Annotated in this window: 17 protein-coding genes; 9 read left to right on the top strand and 8 right to left on the bottom strand. The window is 70.6% G+C overall.

Annotated elements, in window-relative coordinates:
* Positions 1-127: 127 nt before the first annotated feature.
* The 6 genes from BWI15_RS36170 to BWI15_RS36195 all read right to left on the bottom strand — a co-directional run bounded on the left by BWI15_RS36170 (position 128) and on the right by BWI15_RS36195 (position 7,068).
* Entirely contained in the window at positions 128-1,426 is a 1,299-nt protein-coding gene (locus BWI15_RS36170; RefSeq protein WP_077018959.1) for a hypothetical protein, read from the bottom strand.
* Positions 1,423-3,198, bottom strand: a complete 1,776-nt coding sequence (locus BWI15_RS36175; protein ID WP_077018960.1) for an ABC transporter permease subunit — start codon at positions 3,196-3,198, stop codon at positions 1,423-1,425. The genes BWI15_RS36170 and BWI15_RS36175 overlap by 4 nt, the downstream gene beginning before the upstream one ends.
* Positions 3,198-4,442 carry an ABC transporter substrate-binding protein gene (locus BWI15_RS36180; protein ID WP_077018961.1) on the bottom strand — a complete coding sequence of 415 codons (1,245 nt, stop codon included), beginning with the start codon at positions 4,440-4,442 and terminating at the stop codon, positions 3,198-3,200. Before BWI15_RS36180 ends, BWI15_RS36175 begins: the two co-directional genes overlap by 1 nt.
* Positions 4,439-4,987, bottom strand: a complete 549-nt coding sequence (locus tag BWI15_RS36185; RefSeq protein WP_077018962.1) for a hypothetical protein — start codon at positions 4,985-4,987, stop codon at positions 4,439-4,441. The genes BWI15_RS36180 and BWI15_RS36185 overlap by 4 nt, the downstream gene beginning before the upstream one ends.
* Before the next feature lie 86 nt (positions 4,988-5,073).
* On the bottom strand, positions 5,074-5,769 hold the full coding sequence (locus BWI15_RS36190) for a class I SAM-dependent methyltransferase (protein ID WP_077018963.1): 696 nt from the start codon (positions 5,767-5,769) through the stop codon (positions 5,074-5,076).
* A 60-nt stretch (positions 5,770-5,829) separates the two neighbouring features.
* Positions 5,830-7,068 carry an MFS transporter gene (locus tag BWI15_RS36195; RefSeq protein ID WP_077018964.1) on the bottom strand — a complete coding sequence of 413 codons (1,239 nt, stop codon included), beginning with the start codon at positions 7,066-7,068 and terminating at the stop codon, positions 5,830-5,832.
* Positions 7,069-7,254: 186 nt separating this feature from the next.
* Between BWI15_RS36195 and BWI15_RS36200 the strand changes: the two genes are divergently transcribed.
* Positions 7,255-8,682: a beta-N-acetylhexosaminidase gene (locus BWI15_RS36200; protein ID WP_077018965.1), complete on the top strand. Its 1,428-nt coding sequence runs from the start codon at positions 7,255-7,257 to the stop codon at positions 8,680-8,682.
* A gap of 103 nt (positions 8,683-8,785) precedes the next feature.
* Positions 8,786-10,147: a WS/DGAT/MGAT family O-acyltransferase gene (locus tag BWI15_RS36205; RefSeq protein WP_077018966.1), complete on the top strand. Its 1,362-nt coding sequence runs from the start codon at positions 8,786-8,788 to the stop codon at positions 10,145-10,147.
* 68 nt (positions 10,148-10,215) lie between these two features.
* Here the strand turns inward: BWI15_RS36205 and BWI15_RS36210 are convergent, their stop codons facing one another.
* The gene (locus tag BWI15_RS36210; protein ID WP_077018967.1) at positions 10,216-10,848 is read right to left on the bottom strand and encodes a VOC family protein; all 633 of its coding nucleotides are present in this window, start codon (positions 10,846-10,848) and stop codon (positions 10,216-10,218) included.
* Positions 10,849-10,952: 104 nt separating this feature from the next.
* On the opposite strand from BWI15_RS36210, the gene BWI15_RS36215 reads away from it, so the two are divergent.
* Positions 10,953-11,903, top strand: a complete 951-nt coding sequence (locus BWI15_RS36215) for an NAD-dependent epimerase/dehydratase family protein (protein WP_077018968.1) — start codon at positions 10,953-10,955, stop codon at positions 11,901-11,903.
* Here BWI15_RS36215 and BWI15_RS36220 read toward each other — a convergent pair.
* On the bottom strand, positions 11,896-12,678 hold the full coding sequence (locus tag BWI15_RS36220) for a hypothetical protein (protein ID WP_077018969.1): 783 nt from the start codon (positions 12,676-12,678) through the stop codon (positions 11,896-11,898). The genes BWI15_RS36215 and BWI15_RS36220 overlap by 8 nt on opposite strands.
* Before the next feature lie 221 nt (positions 12,679-12,899).
* Here BWI15_RS36220 and BWI15_RS36225 point away from each other — a divergent pair, with 221 nt between their 5' ends.
* From BWI15_RS36225 to BWI15_RS36250, 6 genes are all read left to right on the top strand, one after another.
* On the top strand, positions 12,900-13,832 hold the full coding sequence (locus BWI15_RS36225; protein ID WP_077018970.1) for a Ppx/GppA phosphatase family protein: 933 nt from the start codon (positions 12,900-12,902) through the stop codon (positions 13,830-13,832).
* 22 nt (positions 13,833-13,854) lie between these two features.
* Entirely contained in the window at positions 13,855-14,709 is an 855-nt protein-coding gene (locus BWI15_RS36230; RefSeq protein ID WP_077018971.1) for a sugar phosphate isomerase/epimerase family protein, read from the top strand.
* Positions 14,710-14,760: 51 nt separating this feature from the next.
* Positions 14,761-15,357: a TetR/AcrR family transcriptional regulator gene (locus BWI15_RS36235; RefSeq protein WP_077018972.1), complete on the top strand. Its 597-nt coding sequence runs from the start codon at positions 14,761-14,763 to the stop codon at positions 15,355-15,357.
* 50 nt (positions 15,358-15,407) lie between these two features.
* Complete coding sequence (locus BWI15_RS36240; protein WP_077018973.1) at positions 15,408-16,130, top strand: ABC transporter ATP-binding protein; 723 nt, start codon at positions 15,408-15,410, stop codon at positions 16,128-16,130.
* Positions 16,127-16,864, top strand: coding sequence for an ABC transporter permease (locus tag BWI15_RS36245; protein ID WP_077018974.1), 738 nt, complete (start codon positions 16,127-16,129; stop codon positions 16,862-16,864). Before BWI15_RS36240 ends, BWI15_RS36245 begins: the two co-directional genes overlap by 4 nt.
* A gap of 181 nt (positions 16,865-17,045) precedes the next feature.
* Positions 17,046-18,077 carry a DUF695 domain-containing protein gene (locus tag BWI15_RS36250; protein ID WP_077018975.1) on the top strand — a complete coding sequence of 344 codons (1,032 nt, stop codon included), beginning with the start codon at positions 17,046-17,048 and terminating at the stop codon, positions 18,075-18,077.
* Positions 18,078-18,120: the final 43 nt, after the last annotated feature.

Genomic DNA, 18,120 nt, shown 5'->3' on the forward strand with positions numbered 1-18,120 from the left:
CGACAACCTAGGCGAAGCCACCGACAAGTCCGGCGAGCGGACCCGATCACGCCTTACGCCGGCACCCCGTACGCCGGCCGATCGGCCGGCGCGGGTCACCCGTCGCCGAGCCGACCACCCTCGCCAATCACCGCAACCGCCACAACTCGATCCTGCGCCGCAGCCACCCCCCGACCCCTCGCCCCCGCGGCGCGGGCTCCGGCGGCGTAGCCACCGTCTCCGTCCCCGCTTCCAGGTACCGCGCCAGCAGCGGGCTCTCGAACGATCGCAGCACCGCGCTCTGCCTCAGCAGCTTGCACCCGCCGTCGCGATCGCCCGCGACAATCGCCGCCGACCCGAGATGCTGCAGGCACCGGCCCTGCCCTTCCCGTTCGTCGATCTCCGAGTAGTGATGCTCGGCCCGCCCCCACCACTTCACAGCCTCGTCCCGCCGCTCCAGCATCCACGCGGCGACCCCGATCAGCTCGAACGCATGCGCCTGCGCACTCCGGTCACCGGCCGCGGCCGCCCGAGCCGCCGCCGGCTTGAGCAGATCCAGCGCGCCTTCGGCGTCCTCCTGGTAGAGCTGCACGATCGCCAGGTTGATGGAGATCGCCACGTCAGCTGCCAGATCCGGCCCCGGGCGACTAAGCCGTGCATCGTCCAGCCGGCTGCGGGCATGCGCGACGGCTTCGTCCCGCTCGTTGCCCGCCGGCGCGGCGTCGGCCCGAGCCAGATGGACCAAGGCCAGCTCCACCTGCCGACGGGTGTCCAGCGCCGCCGCCGTCCGGCTGTGCCCGCGCCGCGACGGTGCGACGTTGGCCGAAATCCCGATTCTCGCGATCGCGGTGTCCAGTTCCCCCAGCAGCCGGTACGCCGTGGCGCCGCGCGCTGTCGCCAACTCCTCCAGGTCCTGCCGCCCGCATCCCTCCGCCACGGTCAGCAGGTAGTCGCTCAACTCCAGCAGGTCTTCTGGCCGGCGCTGCCGCACGTACCAGGCATCCAGCGCGTCGCAGATCCGGGCCAGATCGTCAGCCGCCGCAGCAACCGGCTTCTCGCTCGCCAGCATGTACCGCAGCCGCGGCTCGTTCTGCTCGAACCACTCCGCCGCAGCCAGGCCGCCCGCCTCCGAGCCGAGTGCCACCAGCCACTGCTCAGCCTCTTCGGCAGCGGCCCGAAGCTCGGACGGCGTACTGGTCGCGCCGGTACCAGTACGCCAGCTCCGGTACTTCCGCTTCACCACCGGGGCGTTGTAGACCGCCCAGATCACGAAGAAGACGATGGTCAGGCTCCACCCGGCCACCTTGATCCAGCCGCCGCTCTCCAGGCTCTGCGACAGCTTCTCGCTCGCCAGTCCGGACAGCAGACCGGCCGCGATCGCACTGATCCCCAGGAAGTCGCCGCGCCGCCGCTCGCCCTTCGGCTTCTCCTCGTCGGGTGGGCTCATGGCCGGCTCCCGATGGTCAGTCCACGCACGACAGTCCGCCAGAAGGTCAGCATCAGCACGGCCGGTACGACCGACGCGACCACCGCCGCCGCGGCGACGGTCCCGGCCGACGTGGAGAACTGCCGCGCCTCACCCCACAGCACCAGCGACAGCGGCGTCGTACCGGCTCCGCTGATCAGGAAGCCGACGATGAAGTCGTTCCACACCAGCACGAACTCCAGTACGGCGACAGCGACCACAGCCGGCCGATAGGTCCGTTGCACAGTCGCCAGTACGGCGCTCTGCCGCGCGGGCCCTTGCAGGGCTTCGGCCACCAGCATGGGCGGAGCAGACGCGAACGCTGACCGCAGTAGCAGTACGGCGAACGGCAGACCAGCCGACGCGTGCACCAGTCCCAGTGCGATCCGCGAGCCGCTGAGCCCGGCTGCGTCGATCGCGTCCCGCAGCGGCGCGGCGTACATCTGAACCGGCGTTACTGCCAGCACTACGAAAACCGACGTCACTACACGTCCCAGCCAGGTCGGCAGACCGCCCCACGCGACCAGGTACGCCGTAGGGACAGCAACGACGAGCAGCACCACCGTGGCGATCGAGGCGATCAGCACGGTCGACAGCAACGCCCGCAGCAATCCGATGCTCGCCGCAGCGTCGAACGACGACAGCCCGAGCCCGTCCAACGACCACCAGCCCCGCAGTCCGGCCTCCCGCGGCGAGTGCAGCGCGGTGGCGACCAGGATCACCGCCGGCAGGATCCAGAACAGGCTCACCACGAACCCGGCAGTCCACCCGATCCGCCGAACTCGCTTGCTGGGCTTGGGTCTGCGCAGCGACGAGTCAGCCGGTACGACGCTCACCGGCACCGCCCAGCGTCGCCGGCGCAGGCCGCGGACACCGATCACCGCCACCGTGGCGACTATGGCGAACAGCACCACACCGAGCGCCGCCGTACGGCCGGAGTTGTCGCCGGAGGACGTCGCGCGCCACCAGTTCAGGCCCAGGACATCGGCCTCGTGCTGCATCGGACCCGGTACGACGATCAGCACCAGGTCGAACACCCGGACAGCGGCGACCACCAGCGTCAGCGTGACGACCCCGGTGATCGGCCGCAGCAGTGGCAGTTCGAGCGCGCGCCAGCGACGCAGGCCGGTCAGACCTTCGGCAGCGATCGTGCGGCTCACGTCGTCCGGGATCGCGTCCAGTCCGGCGCGGAACAGCGACACGACGTACCCGAGCCAGGTCCAGCCGAAGGCGGACACCAGGACCAGCCAGAACAGGCCAGGGCCGAGCCACACCGGACTGGTGCCGAACAGCGAGCTCCACACCGCCGTCACCGTGCCGCGCTCGGGTGCCGGGTCGAAGATCAGCCGGAACGTCGCACCGGACACCAGCACCGACACGGCGAACGGAATCACCAACGCTGGCTGAAGAAACGACGACAGCCCGGGCAGTCGGTAGCTGACGACGGCCAGCAGGAACCCGACGACGACCAGGGCGAGCGCGACCGCCACCCACGCCACACTGTTCCGTACGGCGTGCAGTGCGGCCGGGTCGCCCATCACCGCGAAGTTCCCCAGCCCGAACGACCCGTCCGGCAGCCGGAACGCCGCGACCACGGTGATCGCCACCGGGATCAGCAGCAGACTGCTCAGCAGGAGCGCCGGAATCCCCAGCAAATAAGGGCCTGCCGGTCGCTGCGGCTTGCCGGGTACCGGACGGCCGGAGACTGCCCGCCCCGCGATCTCGAGCGACAAGCTGTTGCTGCTGAGGCCCATCAGCTCTCCACCTTCGCCAGCTCTTCCAGCGCGGACCGCACTGCTTCCGGTACGACGTCCTGCCCGCGGTTGCCGACGCGGACCAGCAGATCGGTCAGCACTCGCCACAGCCCGTTGATGCCGCCCAGCTCGCCCAGCCGGTCGGACAGGTCGAACTGCAGCGAGGCACCTGGCGCCACCAGTTGCTGAGCCAGCCGGTCCAGCTCGGGGGAGTAGCCGGTGGTGCGTCCGTCGACCAGGAAGCCGCCGCTCTCGATCCAGGGAGCAGGAGATGCCGGGGTCGCGAGCCGGTGGAGCAGGTCCCACGCGTCGTCGGTCGCCGGCCGCGGCAGCACCATCACGTCACCGCCGACCACCACCGGCGCGGCCGCTCCCGCAGCGAAGGCAGGGAAGGTGAACAGCCCGACGTCGGACGGATCGGCTGCGAACGAGCGGATCACCGGCTCGGCGAAGTCCGGTGCGGCCACCATCGCGGCCCGGCGATGCCCGAAGACCTCCACGACCGCATCTGGGAACTGCTGCGTCAGCGAGCGTTCCACGCCACCGGCCAGCGTGCCCGGCGCGGCCCAGAGCGTCGCCAGCCGCTGCAACGCGGCTGCGAACTCCGGCACCCGCGAAGCCCGCGGATCGGTCGACACGGCCAGTGCGCGATAGGCACCGGGCGCCGTACCGAGCAGGACGTTCTCCAGGAAGTCGGTGAGCATCCAGCCGTCACCTGCGCCCAGAGCGAGCGGTCTGATGCCACTGGTCGACAGGGCCTTGTTGAGCTCGACCCACTCCTCCCACAGCGCCGGGGGTCGCACACCGGCCTTCCGGAACACCGACGGCCGGTACCAGACCGCCGACTTGTGCGCCGTCTTGAAAGGCACCCCGTACGTCGAACCGTCCTGGGCCAGCAGCTCGTCCCACAGCCGTGCCCGGCCGCGCTCGGCCAGGTCGGCCGGCATCTTCTCCAGCTCCCCGCGGTGCAGCGGGACCAGACCGGGCTGCGGCAACATCACCAGGTCGGGCCGCCGGCCGGAGCGGGCGCCGAAGGCCGTGGAGATGTCGTCGCCGAGCGGGATCACCTCGACCGGGTAGTCGAGCTTGCCGAGTCCATCGAGCACCCGGTGGAAGGCCCGCAGCTCCGGACCACCCCAGCTCACCGCGACCCGCACACTGCGGCTCAGCCCCAGTACGTCGGGAGTGCAGCCGGTCAAGGCCGCGGCAGCAGCACCGGCGAGCACCACCCGACGGCGGATCACGCGTCGAACCCTTTGGCGCGGTCGGGGTCGGTGGTGATCAGCACGACCGCGATGGACCACAGCTCGGTGATGTTGTCCGGCCGCAACAGCGAGCCCCAGGTCGGCAGCCCCGGTGCGTCCTCCAGCACGATCACCGACGGGTTGGACCGCACCGCTCGGGCCAGTCCGGCCAACCGGCGTCGTCCGGGAGTGATCTCGTGCGGATAGCGATGCAGTACGTCGTCCAGGTCGCAGTTGGTCGCGGTGAGCCGGCACTCCTTCTCCGCCGCGTCTCTGGTCACCCGGTGCGCGGCGACGTGGCCGTGCAGGATGTTGCCGAGCACTGTCAGGTGCGGCAGCAGCCCACCCTCGGCAGGGACGAGCCGGACCGGTCCGCTGGTCTCGACCACGGCGTTCGGTGGCGGCTCCTCCAGCCCGGCGATCAGGTCGGCGCACAGCCGGGCTTCGGCCCTTGTCGCGACCACCAGGGAGTGCTGTTGCCCTGCGCCGATCCTCACCTCGTCGGGGAGTCCCGGCAGCAGCCGTTGCAGCAGCAGTCCGTCCATGCCGGTGAGGCGCCTCCCAGGTCGTGGCGAATGCTCACCTTAGGGCGACCGGCGGGCCATCGCAGCGGGCCGCGTGTCGGGCCCGGTCAGTAGGTGCGGCTCCAGAGGTTGATCGCGTAGTCCACCGCGTGTCCCGGGTACGACGCGATGATCCGTTCGGCGATCTGCGGCTGGAACTCGATCCGCACCACCGCCTCGAAGTCGGCCCGGTTCTCGAACCGCCAGCCCATGTCCAGCGGCGTGCGCTGCCAGCCGCGCGACGTCCAGAACCGTTCCACCTCGGCCGGCTTGATCATCGGGTACGCCGCACTGAACCAGCGCCCGAACGTCGACCGGCTCCCGTCGTTGTCGATCACGAACGCCGTACCGCCGTGCCGCATCACCCGGTCCAGCTCGGCCAGCCCCGGCTCGCTGCCCGGACCGAAGAAGTAGGCCCACCGGGCGTGCATCACGTCGATCGAGGCGTCCGGGATCGGCAGCTGCTGCGCCGTACCCTGCTTGACCTCGACGTTGTCCAGCTGCCGGGTCCGGCGCCGGGCCGCGGCGGCCAGCGTGCCGTGCGGCTCGACACCGATCACGTGCGAAGCGGTCCGCGCGAACATCGGCAGGTGGAAGCCGGTCCCGCAGCCCAGGTCCAGCACGGTCGCACCGGCCCAGTCCCGGATCGCCCGCATGGCCGGCTCGATCACACCGTGCGGGTCGACGGCCCGGTTCTCGATCTCGTAGGTCTGCGGGTGGTGCCAGATGTTCGGGCTGGGGATCCCGCCGTCGGCGATGCTCACGGCGCCCCACCCTAGTGAATCCGGTTGAGCCCACCGAGCGGCCCTAGCCGCTCTGCATGCTCAAGCACTGCGCACCTGCTGCTTGGTTAGCGCCGCGGTCACTGCGACAGGGATCAGGAGAAGGCCGCAGAGTACCGCCAGCCAGTGGAAGCCGAGTCCGGCCAGTACCGGGCCGGCCGCCGTACCGGCGATGGAGGCGAAGGCGCCCATCGTCAGGTCGGACAGGCCTTGGGCCGAGGTGCGGATGTCGGTCGGCACCGCGTTGGACAGCAGGGTGGAGCCGGCCACCAGACAGGCCGACCAGCCGAGGCCCAGCAGCACCAAGGAGAGTGCGGTGAGGCCGTGTGCCTCGTCGGGGGCTACGGCGGCGACGGTCATCGCGGCGGCGAGCACCGCCAGGCCAATGCCGATGGTGGGGATCCGGCCGAGGCGGTCGGCGAGCCAGCCCATCACCGGCGACAGGGCGTACATGCCGGCCACGTGACCGCTGATCACGAAGCCGACGACGGTCAGCGAGGCGCCGTGGTGGCGCAGGTGAACCGAGGTCATCGACATCACGCCGACCATCACCGAGTGCGCGGTGGCGATGGACAGCAGCCCGAGCCGGGCGTGGGGGATGGCCATCACCCGGCGCAGCGTGGTGATCAGCGGTTGGCGCTCCACCTTCGTCCGCGGTGTCGAGAGCTGCAGACGCCGCAGCCCGAACCAGACCGTGGCCAGGCTCAGCGCGAAGGCGATCACCGAGAACAGGTACGGCCCGGCCAGCGCCAGGACACCGACCGACGTACCGACCGAGCCGCCGAGGCCGGTGAGGTTGGGGCCGACCACCACACCGATGGTCGTCGCCCAGACCACCACCGACAGGGAGCGGGCGACGTACTTGGGGTCGGCGGCGTCGGTCGCGGCGTACCGGGACTGGAGGTTGGCGGCCGAGCCGCTGCCGAACAGACACCCGGCCAGCAGCAGGAGGACGAGCGAGTCGATCTGCGCGGCGACGATGCTGAGCGCCGCGCCGAGCGTGGCGATCAGGTAGCCGGTCGCCAGGGAGACCCGGCGGCCGTGGGTACGCGCCAGACCGGCCAGCGGTACGGCGAGCACGGCCGCTCCGAGCGTGGTCGACGTGGCGACCAGTCCGGCCATCGAGGTCGAGCCGGAGATGTTCTCCGCGAGCAGACCGGCGACCGCGAAGCCGCTGGCCACCGCGACGCCGCCAACCACGTTGCTGATCACCAGCACCCGCAGGGTCGAGCGCTGGAGGCTGGCGGGGGTCACGTCCTGCGGCACGGGGTCGGCGGTCACCCGCTCAGCCTCTCACCCGGAACGCTGTCGCGGCAGAGAATTAGCAGGGCCCGTAACTGCTCACCACTCGGTCTTGCGCGCAGATCGGAGCGTGGACCGTACCTGTCCCGCGCGGGGGTCGCGCTTGTAGGGTCCTATTCGGCAAGGTTCTTGCCGAAGCGTTCCTCGAGACCTCTTGGAGTCCGGATGCCCGACATCGCGATCGTCCCCGCACCGCGTGAACTCGTCGTCGACGACGGCCGCTGGATCACCGCCGACCCGGCCACCGACGCGGTCCGGACCGTCGTGGACAACCTCGGCGAGACCGAGTACCGGATCGACGTCACCGCGGACGGCGCGCGGCTGTCGGCCGGTTCGGAGGACGCGCTGCGCTGGGCGGACACGACGTACCGGCAGTTGCTGGACGCCGCCGAGCCGGCCGAGGACGGCAAGGTCTCGGTGCCGGCGGTGCGGATCGCGGACGCGCCGCGGTTCGCCTGGCGCGGCATGATGCTCGACGTCTCCCGGCACTTCATGCCGAAGGAGTTCGTGCTCAAGGTCGTCGACGTGGTCGCGCTGCACCGGATGAACATGCTGCACCTGCACCTGACCGACGACCAGGGCTGGCGGGTCGAGATCGAGGCCTACCCCAAGCTCACCGAGGTCGGCGCCTGGCGGCCGGAGTCGATGGTCGGCCGGATGACGCACGAGCAGGCCGAGTTCGACTACGACGGTACGCCGCACGGCGGGTTCTACACCAAGGACGACCTGCGCGAGATCGTCGCGTACGCCGCCGAGCGTGGCATCACCGTCGTCCCCGAGATCGACCTGCCCGGCCACATGCAGGCGGCGATCGCGGCGTACCCGGAGCTCGGCAACCACCCCGACCAGCAGCTCGGCGTCCGCAAGATCTGGGGCATCAGCGAGGACGTGCTGAACGTCAACGACGCGACCGTCGAGTTCGTCCGGACCGTGCTGCGCGAGGTGCTGGAGATCTTCCCCGGCCCGTACATCCACCTCGGTGGGGACGAGTGCCCGGCCCGTCAGTGGCGCGAGTCCGAGGCGGCGCAGCAGCGGCAGGCCGAGCTCGGGCTGACCGAGGCCGGGCAGCTGCAGGGCTGGTTCACCGCGCAGGTCGCGTCGGTGCTGACCGAGCAGGGCCGCCGGCTGGTCGGCTGGGACGAGATGGTCGAGACCGACTGCCCCAAGGACGCCGTGATCATGGCCTGGCGCAGCGCCCAGCGCGGCGAGATCGCCGCGAAGGCCGGCCACGACGTGGTGATGACGCCGTGCGAGTCGGTGTACTTCGACTACTACCAGGGTGACCCGGAGACCGAGCCGCTCGCGATCGGCGGCTTCATCCCGCTGGACAAGGTCTACGACTTCGAGGTCGTGCCCGCGGGCCTGACCGACGAGGAGCAGGCTCGCATCGTCGGTGCCCAGTGCAACGTGTGGACCGAGTACATGGAGGGCCCGGAGCAGGTCGGCTACATGCTGCTCCCACGCCTGTCCGCCTTCTCCGAACGCGCCTGGGGCTCCCCGAAGACGCCGTACGACGAGTTTGTCAGCCGGCTGCGTCCGCACCTGCGGCGGATCGAGGCGCTGGGCCTGAACTACCGGCCGCTCGACCAGTAGCCGAAGAGCCCACTGCTCCCACCGGGCCTGCGACAGTTGGACGGGACCGGCTCCGGCGGCGACGATGAGTTGTCGGCCGGAGCCGGCCGGGAGCGGAGGATCTATGACAGCGGTCGGGCCGCTGGACGCGATGTTCCTGCTCGGGGAGACGCGTGAGCAGGCGATGCACGTCGGTGGGCTGATGCTGTTCGAGCTGCCGGAGGGGGCCGGGCGGGAGTTCGTGTCGCGGCTCTACCAGGAGATGCTCGCCGTGGACTCCGTCAGCCCGATGTTCGCCCGGCGGGTGCGTAATCGCCCGGTCGACCTCGGCTACTGGTCGTGGGAGCAGGACGACGAGATCGATCTCGAGTACCACCTGCGGTTGTCGGCGCTGGCCCGGCCTGGGCGCTACCGGGAACTGTTCGAGCTGACCTCGCGGCTGCACGGCACTCTGCTCGACCGCCGCCGGCCGCTGTGGGAGATGCACCTGATCGAGGGCGTGGAAGGCCACCGCTTCGCCCTCTACACCAAGGTCCACCACGCGTTGCTCGACGGCGTGAGCGCCCTGCGGCTGATGCAGCAGATGCTCACGACCGATCCCGCCCGTACCGGCATGCCGGCGCCGTTCGCCTTGCCGGACAGCCCTCCGTCGTCCGTGCAACGCGATCAGAGTCGGCTCGGGCTGTTCGGGCGGGCGGTCGCTGACCTTGCGGAGCTTCCGGCGGTGGGCCTGAGGAGCGCGGTGCGCGCGCTGCGGGCCGAGCACCCGCCGGGCGCGTTCCAGGCGCCGCGGACGATCTTCAACCAGCCGATCACCGGTTCGCGGCGGTTCGCGGCACAGTCCTGGCCGATGGAACGGTTGGAGAAGGTGCGCGCGCTGACCGGCGCGACGCTGAACGACGTGATGCTGGCGATGTGTGGCGGTGCGCTCCGACGGTATCTGCAGGAGCAGAACGCCCTGCCTGACAAGGGATTGACCGCGCTGGTGCCGGTCTCGCTGCGTGGTGCCGAAGGCAACGGACCGGGCGGCGCGAACTCGCTGGCGACGCTGATCGCCGACCTCGCGACGGACGAACGTGACCCGGGGCGTCGGCTACGCCGCATCATGGACTCGACCAGCCGCGGCAAGCGCACGCTGTCGGAGTTGAGCCCGGTGCAGAACCTGATGATCGGGGCGCTCGGCATCGGCTCCGCGGGCCCGGCCGCGGTCCTGCCGGGACTGGCCGGGCGCACGACCCCGCCGTTCAACCTGGTGATCTCCAACATCCCCGGACCGGCCGAGAGCCCGTTGTACTGGAACCAGTCGCGGCTGCTCGGCATGTACCCGGCGTCGATCGTGCTCAACGGGCAGGCGCTCAACATCAGTGTCACCAGCTACGACCAGCAGTTGCACTTCGGCCTCACCGGCTGCCGGCGCACGGTCCCTCATCTGCAACGGCTGCTGGTGCACTTGGAGCACGCGCTGCAGGAGCTGGAGAAGCTCTAGATCAAGCGCGGCAGGATTTTCCCGTCGCTGTAAACGTGAAGAGCAGCCGGCGGAGCTGCCCGGCGCGCTCACAACCTGATGATGCCGTTCGGGGTCTGGAAGACCGCGGCGTTCAGTCCCGGCTGGCCGTTCGGGCCGACCCAGGCGACGTCGAGGTCGTCGAGCAGGTGGTCGGCCGGGTGGCCGATCCATTCGGTCACCCGGGTCGGGTCGCCGGCGATCTCCAGCGCGGTCAGCTTGATGCCCTTGCCGCCGACCGACGGGTGCTGGGTGAGGTCGTCCCAGTGGATGAAGAACGGCAGTTGCGGGTCGGCCATCAGACCCTTGACGCCGATCTGCCGCCAGGTGATGTTCACCCCGTCCGGCCGGTGCCGGTTGCCCGGAACGGCGTCGCGGCCGAGCCGCTTCTCCATCCGCTCCATGTCGCGGACCGCGACGACCCAGCCCAGCCAGCCGCCGCCGAGCTCCTTGCGGGCCCGGACCGCCTGACCGAACGGCGCCTTGTCCGAGGCCGGGTGGTCGAGCACGTCGACCACCTCGATGTAGCGGTCGTTCTCCAGCGGGAGAATGTGGTTGACGGTCCCGAACCGCGGATGCACGCCACCGTCGACGAAGTCCGCCCCCAGCAGCGCGGACAACCGCTCGACCGTGGCTCGGTACCCGTCGGGTCCGGCCGCGTACGACAGATGATCCAAGCGCATGTCAGTCATTCTGTGCCCTGGCACCGACACTCGCCGATCCGGGGTGTCGTTACGAAGGGCACCCTTACCTGGTTGACCGGGCAGAAACAGGGCACGCTGCGATCATGCGAACAGTCGTCGTCGGAGGCACCGGACACATCGGCACCTACCTCGTCCCCGGGCTGGTCCGGGCCGGCCACCAGGTCACCGTGCTCAGCCGCGGCGCCCGTACGCCGTACCGGTCGAGCGGGGAGTGGCAGGAGGTCGAGCTGATCGAGATCGACCGCGCCGAGGAGGATGCCGCCGGCACCTTTGGGCAACGCGTCGCCGACCTGCGCCCGGACGTCGTGGTCGACCTGATCTGCTTCACCGAGGACAGCGCCCGCCAGCTCGCCGAGGCGGTCAACGGCAAGGTCCAGCACCTGTTGCACTGCGGCACGATCTGGGTGCACGGCCCGAGCGCGAGTGTCCCGACCCGCGAGGACGCGCTCCGCAATCCCTTCGGCGACTACGGCGTCGCGAAGGCCGCGATCGAGCGCTACCTGCTCGACCAGGCCCGGCGTCACGGCCTGCCCGCCACCGTGATTCACCCCGGCCACATCAGCGGCCCCGGCTGGACGCCGGTCAACCCGGCCGGCCACCTGGACCTCGCCGTCTTCGAGAAGCTTGCCCAGGGCGTCGAACTGGTCCTGCCGAACCTCGGTCTGGAGACCGTCCAGCACGTGCACGCCGCCGACGTGGCCGGCGTCTTCCTGGCCGCGATCGCGAACCGATCGGTCGCGGTCGGTGAGAGCTTCCACGCCGTCGCCGACGGCGCGATGACCCTGCGCGGATACGCCGAGGCGGTGGCCGCGTACTTCGGTCAGGAGCCGCGGCTGACGTTCCTGCCGTTCGAGCAGTGGCGCGAGACCGTGGACGAGCGGGACGCGCAGATCACCTACGACCACATCGCGCACAGCCCGCACTGCTCGATGGAGAAGGCGGCCCGGCTGCTCGGCTTCCGCCCGCGCTACTCGGCGCTGGAGACCACGCTGGAAGCGATCGAGTGGCTGGTCGGCGCGGGAAAACTCAGTTAGACGCGGGCAGCATCGGGGAGGCCGGACCCGGCAGCGAGGGGGACGCCGGGTGCGGCAGCAACGGCCGCGCGGCTTCCAGGTGCCGGCGGCAGTACTCCGCCAGGACGTCGTACGCCTTCGGGCCCATCAGCGTCTGCAGCTCGACCTTGCTGGACTCGAAGACCGCCTCGACGCCGATGTGCGCCTCGGTGTTACCGGTGCAGTACCAGTCCAGGTCGTGCCCACCCGGACCCCACCCGCGCCGGTCGTACTCACCGATCCCGACCTCCGTGTACGACGTGCCGTCGGGCCGCTCGACGTCGCGGAACGTGCGCCGGATCGGCAGCTGCCAGCAGACGTCGGGCTTGGTCTCGACGAAGTGCACGCCCTGCTTGAGCGCGAGCCCGTGCAGCGCGCAGCCGGCGCCGCCCTCGAAGCCCGGCCGGTTCAGGAAGATGCAGGCGCCCTCGAAGACGCGGGTCTTGCGGTCGCCCTCGTCGTCGGTCTCGACCCAGCCGTTCTTCTTGCCCTCCTTGCGGAACTGCCAGTCCTCCTTGCCGAGCTGCTTGACGTAGCCCTTCACCCGGTCCTCGTCCTCGGCGTCGGAGAAGTGCGCGCCGAGCGTGCAGCAGCCGTCGTTCGGGCGGCCCTTGTAGATGCCGCGGCAGCCGCCGCCGAAGATGCAGGTCCAGTTGGAGGTCAGCCAGGTCAGGTCGCAGCGGAAGACCTGGTCGGGATCGTCGGGGTCGACGAACTCGACGTAGGCACGGGGGAAATCGAGAGAAACCTCAGGCACCCGAAAAGCCTACGCGCCCCGGCTCCGATCTCCGGCATCGTCGGCCCGACCGGGCCGACGGGTCTGCCTGCCGATCGGTAGTTCGTGGGGCCCTCCCGGTCTGGACTGAGGAGTGGAGGGAGCGAAGCGACCGGAGCGACGAGGGAAGACCGGGAGCCAGGGGCCCCACGATCCGCCGAGCGGAGCGAGGCAGATCGCACAGCGTCCAGTAGCGTGAGGGTATGCGGCTCGGCGTACTCGACGTGGGATCAAACACCGTTCATCTGCTCGTGGTGGACGCGCACCGTGGTGCCGCGCCACTCCCGGCGTACTCGCACAAGATCGAACTGCGGCTGGCCGAGCACCTGGACAAGGACGGCAACATCGACCACTCCGGCGCGGAGAACCTGGTCGCCTTCGTGAAGGAGGCGGCGCAGCTGGCCGAGGACAAGGGCTGCGAGTCCGTGCTCGCGTTCGCCACCTCCGCGCTGCGAGAGGCGCCGAACGGCGAGAAGGTGCTCGAGCGGGTCCGGACCGAGACCGGCGTGGACCTGCAGGTGCTCAGCGGGAACGACGAGGCCCGGCTGACGTTCCTGGCCGTGCGCCGGTGGTTCGGCTGGTCGTCGGGGCGGCTGGCGGTGTTCGACATCGGCGGTGGCTCGCTGGAGATCGCGGCCGGGTCCGACGAGGAGCCGACGATCGCGGTGTCCGTGCCGCTCGGGGCCGGCCGGCTGACGCGGGAGGGCCTGACCACCGATCCGCCGGACAAGGACGAGGTCCGGGCGCTGCGCAAGCGGATCCGGGTCAACATGGCCGCGGTGGCCGGCGACGTCCTGCGGGCCGGCCGCCCGCAGCGCGCGGTCGCCACCAGCAAGACGTTCCGCTCGCTGGCCCGGATCTGCGGAGCGGCGCCGTCCGACGACGGTCCGTACGTGCCGCGCTCGCTGCATCGCGACGACCTGAGCGAGTGGGTGCCGAAGCTGATCGCGATGACCGCGGCCGAGCGGGCCGACCTGCCCGGCGTCTCGATCGGCCGGAGCAGCCAGTTGGTGGCCGGTGCCCTGGTGGCCGACGCGGTGATGGACCTGTTCGACCTGACTTCGCTCGAGGTCTGTCCGTGGGCGCTGCGCGAAGGCGTCATTTTGAACCGGCTGGACCAGCTGCAACCCCGATGAACTCCCACGAAGGCACCTACCGATGAACACCCGCACGGCCGCGAAGATCGGCCTGTCCACCGCGTCCGTCTATCCCGAGTCGACCGCCAGCGCCTTCGAGCTGGCCGCCCGACTGGGGTACGACGGCGTGGAGGTGATGGTCGGCATCGACCCGCTGAGCACCCAGATCGACGCGATCAAGCGGCTGGTCGACTACCACCAGCTGCCGGTGCTCGCGATCCACGCGCCGTGTCTGCTGATCACCCAGCGGGTCTGGGGGACCGATCCGTGGGGCAAGCTCGAGCGCAGCGCCGAGGCGGCCAAGGACCTGGGCGCCGACGTGGTGGTCGTGCACCCGCCGTTCCGCTGGCAGCGCGACTACGCGCGCGGCTTCGTCGAGGGCATCGCGCGGCTGGAGCAGGACAGCGGGGTCGTGTTCGCGGTCGAGAACATGTACCCGTGGCGCGCGCCGGGCAAGGGCCTGCAGGCCTACGCCCCGAGCTGGGACCCGACCGAGCAGAGCTACGCGCACACCACCCTCGACCTGTCCCATTCCTCGACCGCCGAGCAGGACTGCGTCGAGCTCGCGGCGACGATGGGCCGCACGCTCAAGCACATCCACCTGACCGACGGCACCGGCTCCGCGAAGGACGAGCACCTGGTGCCCGGCCGGGGGACCCAGCGCGCCGCCGATCTCCTGCAGGGCCTGGCGAACAACGACTTCCGCGGCCACATCGTGATCGAGATCAACACCCGCCGCGCCTCCAGCCGCTCCGAGCGCGAGGTCGACCTGATCGAGTCGCTCGAGTTCACCCGCAAGCATTTCGTCCGGACCGCCACTGCCCGCACCGGCTTCGCCGTCACTCCGGACGGCGAGGTCTCGGAGCTCACTCCGTGAGTCGCACCGACGAGGACGTTCCGTGAGCCGGACCGACGAGGAGATCGTCCCGTGAGCCGGACCGACGAAACGGCGGGCCGCGGCCGGCGACCGGGCGGTCCCGACACCCGGGGCGAGATCCTGCGCGCCGCCCGGGAGTCCTTCGCCGGCAACGGCTTCGCCGGTACGTCGCTGCGCGGCGTCGCGCGGGCCGCCGGCGTGGACGCGGCGCTGGTGCACCACTACTTCGGCGGCAAGGACGAGTTGTTCGTCGAGGCGATGGCGTTGCCGATCGATCCGCGCCAGGTGGCGGCGACGATCGTCGGCGGGCCGCCCGAGGAGCTCGGCCGGCGGATCGTCACCGTGTTCCTCGGGGTCTGGGAGTCCGCCGAGGGGCAGCAGCGGATGAAGGCGTTGCTGCGCAGCATGGTGAGCAGCGACCAGGTGGCGCACCTGATGCGCGACGGGATGACCCGGATGATCATCGGGCCGGTCTCCGAGACGCTCGGCGTACCGGACGCCCGGCTGCGGGTCGGTCTGGTCGCCTCGCAACTGGTCGGGATCGCGCTGGTCCGCTACCTGCTCGAACTGGACCCGGTCACGACCACGCCGACGGCCGAGCTGATCGACCGGATCGCGCCGGCTCTGCAGCAGTATCTGACCGGCTGACCTCCCCCTGACCTCTTGCCATGGCTTCCCGTCCGTTCTAAATTCATCGCATGATGAAAAACGCGGTGCAGTGCCGGTCGCTGGTGGTCGTCCGCGGGGACCGCGAGGTCCTGCACGGCATCGACTGCGCGCTGGTGACCGGCTCGGTGACCGGGCTGCTCGGGCCGTCCGGCTGCGGCAAGACCACGCTGATCCGCGCAATCGTCGGCCTGCAGGCCAAGGTGACCGGCGACGTCGAGGTCCTCGGCCTGCCCGCCGGATCCCCGAAGCTGCGCGGCCGGATCGGCTACGTCACCCAGGAGCCCAGCGTGTACGGCGACCTGACGGTGACCGAGAACCTGCGCTTCTTCGCCGCTGTCCTCGGCGTCTCCGCGGACGATGTCGATCGCGTGATCGACGCCGTCGACCTCGGCACCCACGCGACCGCCCGGGTCGACCAGCTCTCCGGAGGCCAACGCTCCCGCGCGTCGCTGGCCGCCGCCCTGCTCGGCAACCCCGAGCTCCTGGTGCTCGACGAACCGACCGTCGGCCTCGACCCGGTCCTGCGCCGCGACCTCTGGGACCTGTTCCACCGGCTCGCCGCCGACGGCGCGACCTTGCTCGTCTCCAGCCATGTGATGGACGAGGCGAGCCGTTGCGACCGGCTGTTGCTGATGCGCGACGGCGATCTGCTCGCCGACGACACCCCCGCCGACCTGCTCGCCGCGGCCGGGACCGCCGACATCGAGCAGGCGTTCCTCACGCTGATCGACCGGAAGACAGGTGCCCGATGACACCCCGCGTCACCTTCGCCGTCGCCGCGCGCGTACTGGCCCAGCTGCGTCGCGACCACCGCACGGTCGCGATGCTCGTCGTCCTGCCGACTCTGCTGGTCAGTCTGATGTGGTGGATGTTCACCGACTCGCCGGCCACGTTCGACCGGGTCGGCGGACCACTGCTCGCGGTCTTCCCCGCGATCATCATGTTCACCGTCACCTCGGTCGCGGTGCTTCGGGAACGCTCGACCGGGACGCTGGCCCGCCTGTTCACGATGCCGATGGCCAAGCTGGATTTCCTGCTCGGTTATGCCTTCGCCTTCGCGCTGATCGCCGTCGTGCAGGCGGCCGTGGTGGTCTCGATCGCCTTGTACGCGCTGGATCTCGACATCGAGGGCGCCGCCTGGCAGCTCGGGGTGGTCGCGGTGCTGGACGGGGTTCTCGGGACGGCGCTGGGGTTGTTCGCCAGCGCGTTCGCGGCGACCGAGTTCCAGGCCGTGCAGATGATGCCGGCGGTGATGATCCCGCAGATTCTGCTGTGCGGACTGCTCGTCCCGCGGGAGCGTCTGCCCGGCGTACTGGAGGCGGTCAGCGATGTGCTGCCGCTGTCGTATGCCGTCGACGCGGTGGCCGGAGTTGCTGCGGGCAACGGCTTCGGCGCGGGCGCGGGGACCGACGCGCTGGTGGTCACCGCCTTCATCGTCGCCGCGCTGGCGCTGGGGGCCGCCACGCTCAGGCGGCGTACGGCCTGACGGTGATCGATGCGAACGTGCACCACTCACCAACCTCCGATTCTCGCGGCTCCTGAGGTTCGTCGCCGCCTGAGCGACGGTCCGCGAACGAGGTTGATGAGTGGTGCACGTCCGCGGCCGCAGCGCACCGGGCGCCGCGGCGTACTGGGGTGTGCGCCGGTGGCGAGGGAAGATGAGCAGTATGCGCATCTTCAAGCGGCGGCGATCGGTGGTGGATCCGATCGCGGGGTTCTGGACCTGGTGGGAGGAAACCGGGGCCCAGCTGGTCGCTGACGCGATCGCGCGCAAGGAGCCGGGCAGTATCAGCGGGATGCTGGCCGAGCACGTCAACGCCATTCACGGCGGCCTGGACTGGGAGCTCGGTCCGGGACTGCACGCCGAGCACACTTTGGTCGTCACCGCGGCCGGCGATCCCGCGACCCGGGCGGTCGCCAGGCGCTGGCTACGCTCCGCGCCGCCGTCCGACCACCTCTGGGAGTACGCCGATCTGCGGCGTCCCTCGCCGGAGGTGACGATTCAGTTCGAGGGCATGCCGCCGGTCGCCTCCGACGACGCGCTGGTCACGATCGAGCCGGACGAGCGGGCGGCCGCCGTGCATGTCGGGGTGCATCATCCGGTGTTCGCGCAGGTGTCCGAGGACGTTCAGCGCCGGATCACGTTCCTCCTGCTCGACCTGTCGCTCGGCGAGGAGATGACCGAGACCTGGATCGGCGCGGTCGAGACGCTGGTCGAGCGGCCGGCCGGGACCGTGCCGATCAGCGAGCTGCTGCCGACCGTGGCCGCGTTCGCCGCCGCGTTCACCACCGAGGATGGCAACCCGACCTGGCGGCTGCTGGAGGGATTCGTCGACGGCCAACGGCTGATCGCGACCACCGAGGTCCCGCTGCGCTCGATCCGCCTGCCGCATCTCGACACCCACGTCGGCGTCACCATCGGCTACCCCGCCGGCCGCGAGGACGGGTTGCCCGACGCCGAGATGCTCGACCAGCTCCGCAACCTCGAGGACCACCTCACCAGCCGCCTCGGCGACTCCGGCCGCCTGCTCGCCCACGAGACCATTGCCGGAGCCCGGACGCTGCACTACTACGTCGACGGCAGCACGCCCGCCCCTGCCCAGCTCGAGGCCGCCACCTCCGGCTGGCCGCACGGCGAGGTCACGCTGACCACCGCCAGAGACCCGGGCTGGCAGAACCTCAGCCACCTCGGCAGCTGATCCTTCCGGCCCGGAATCACCCGCGGCAGTGAAGGCCTGGGCG

It is taken from the genome of Kribbella sp. ALI-6-A, assembly GCF_001984195.1.
Lineage (GTDB): Bacteria > Actinomycetota > Actinomycetes > Propionibacteriales > Kribbellaceae > Kribbella.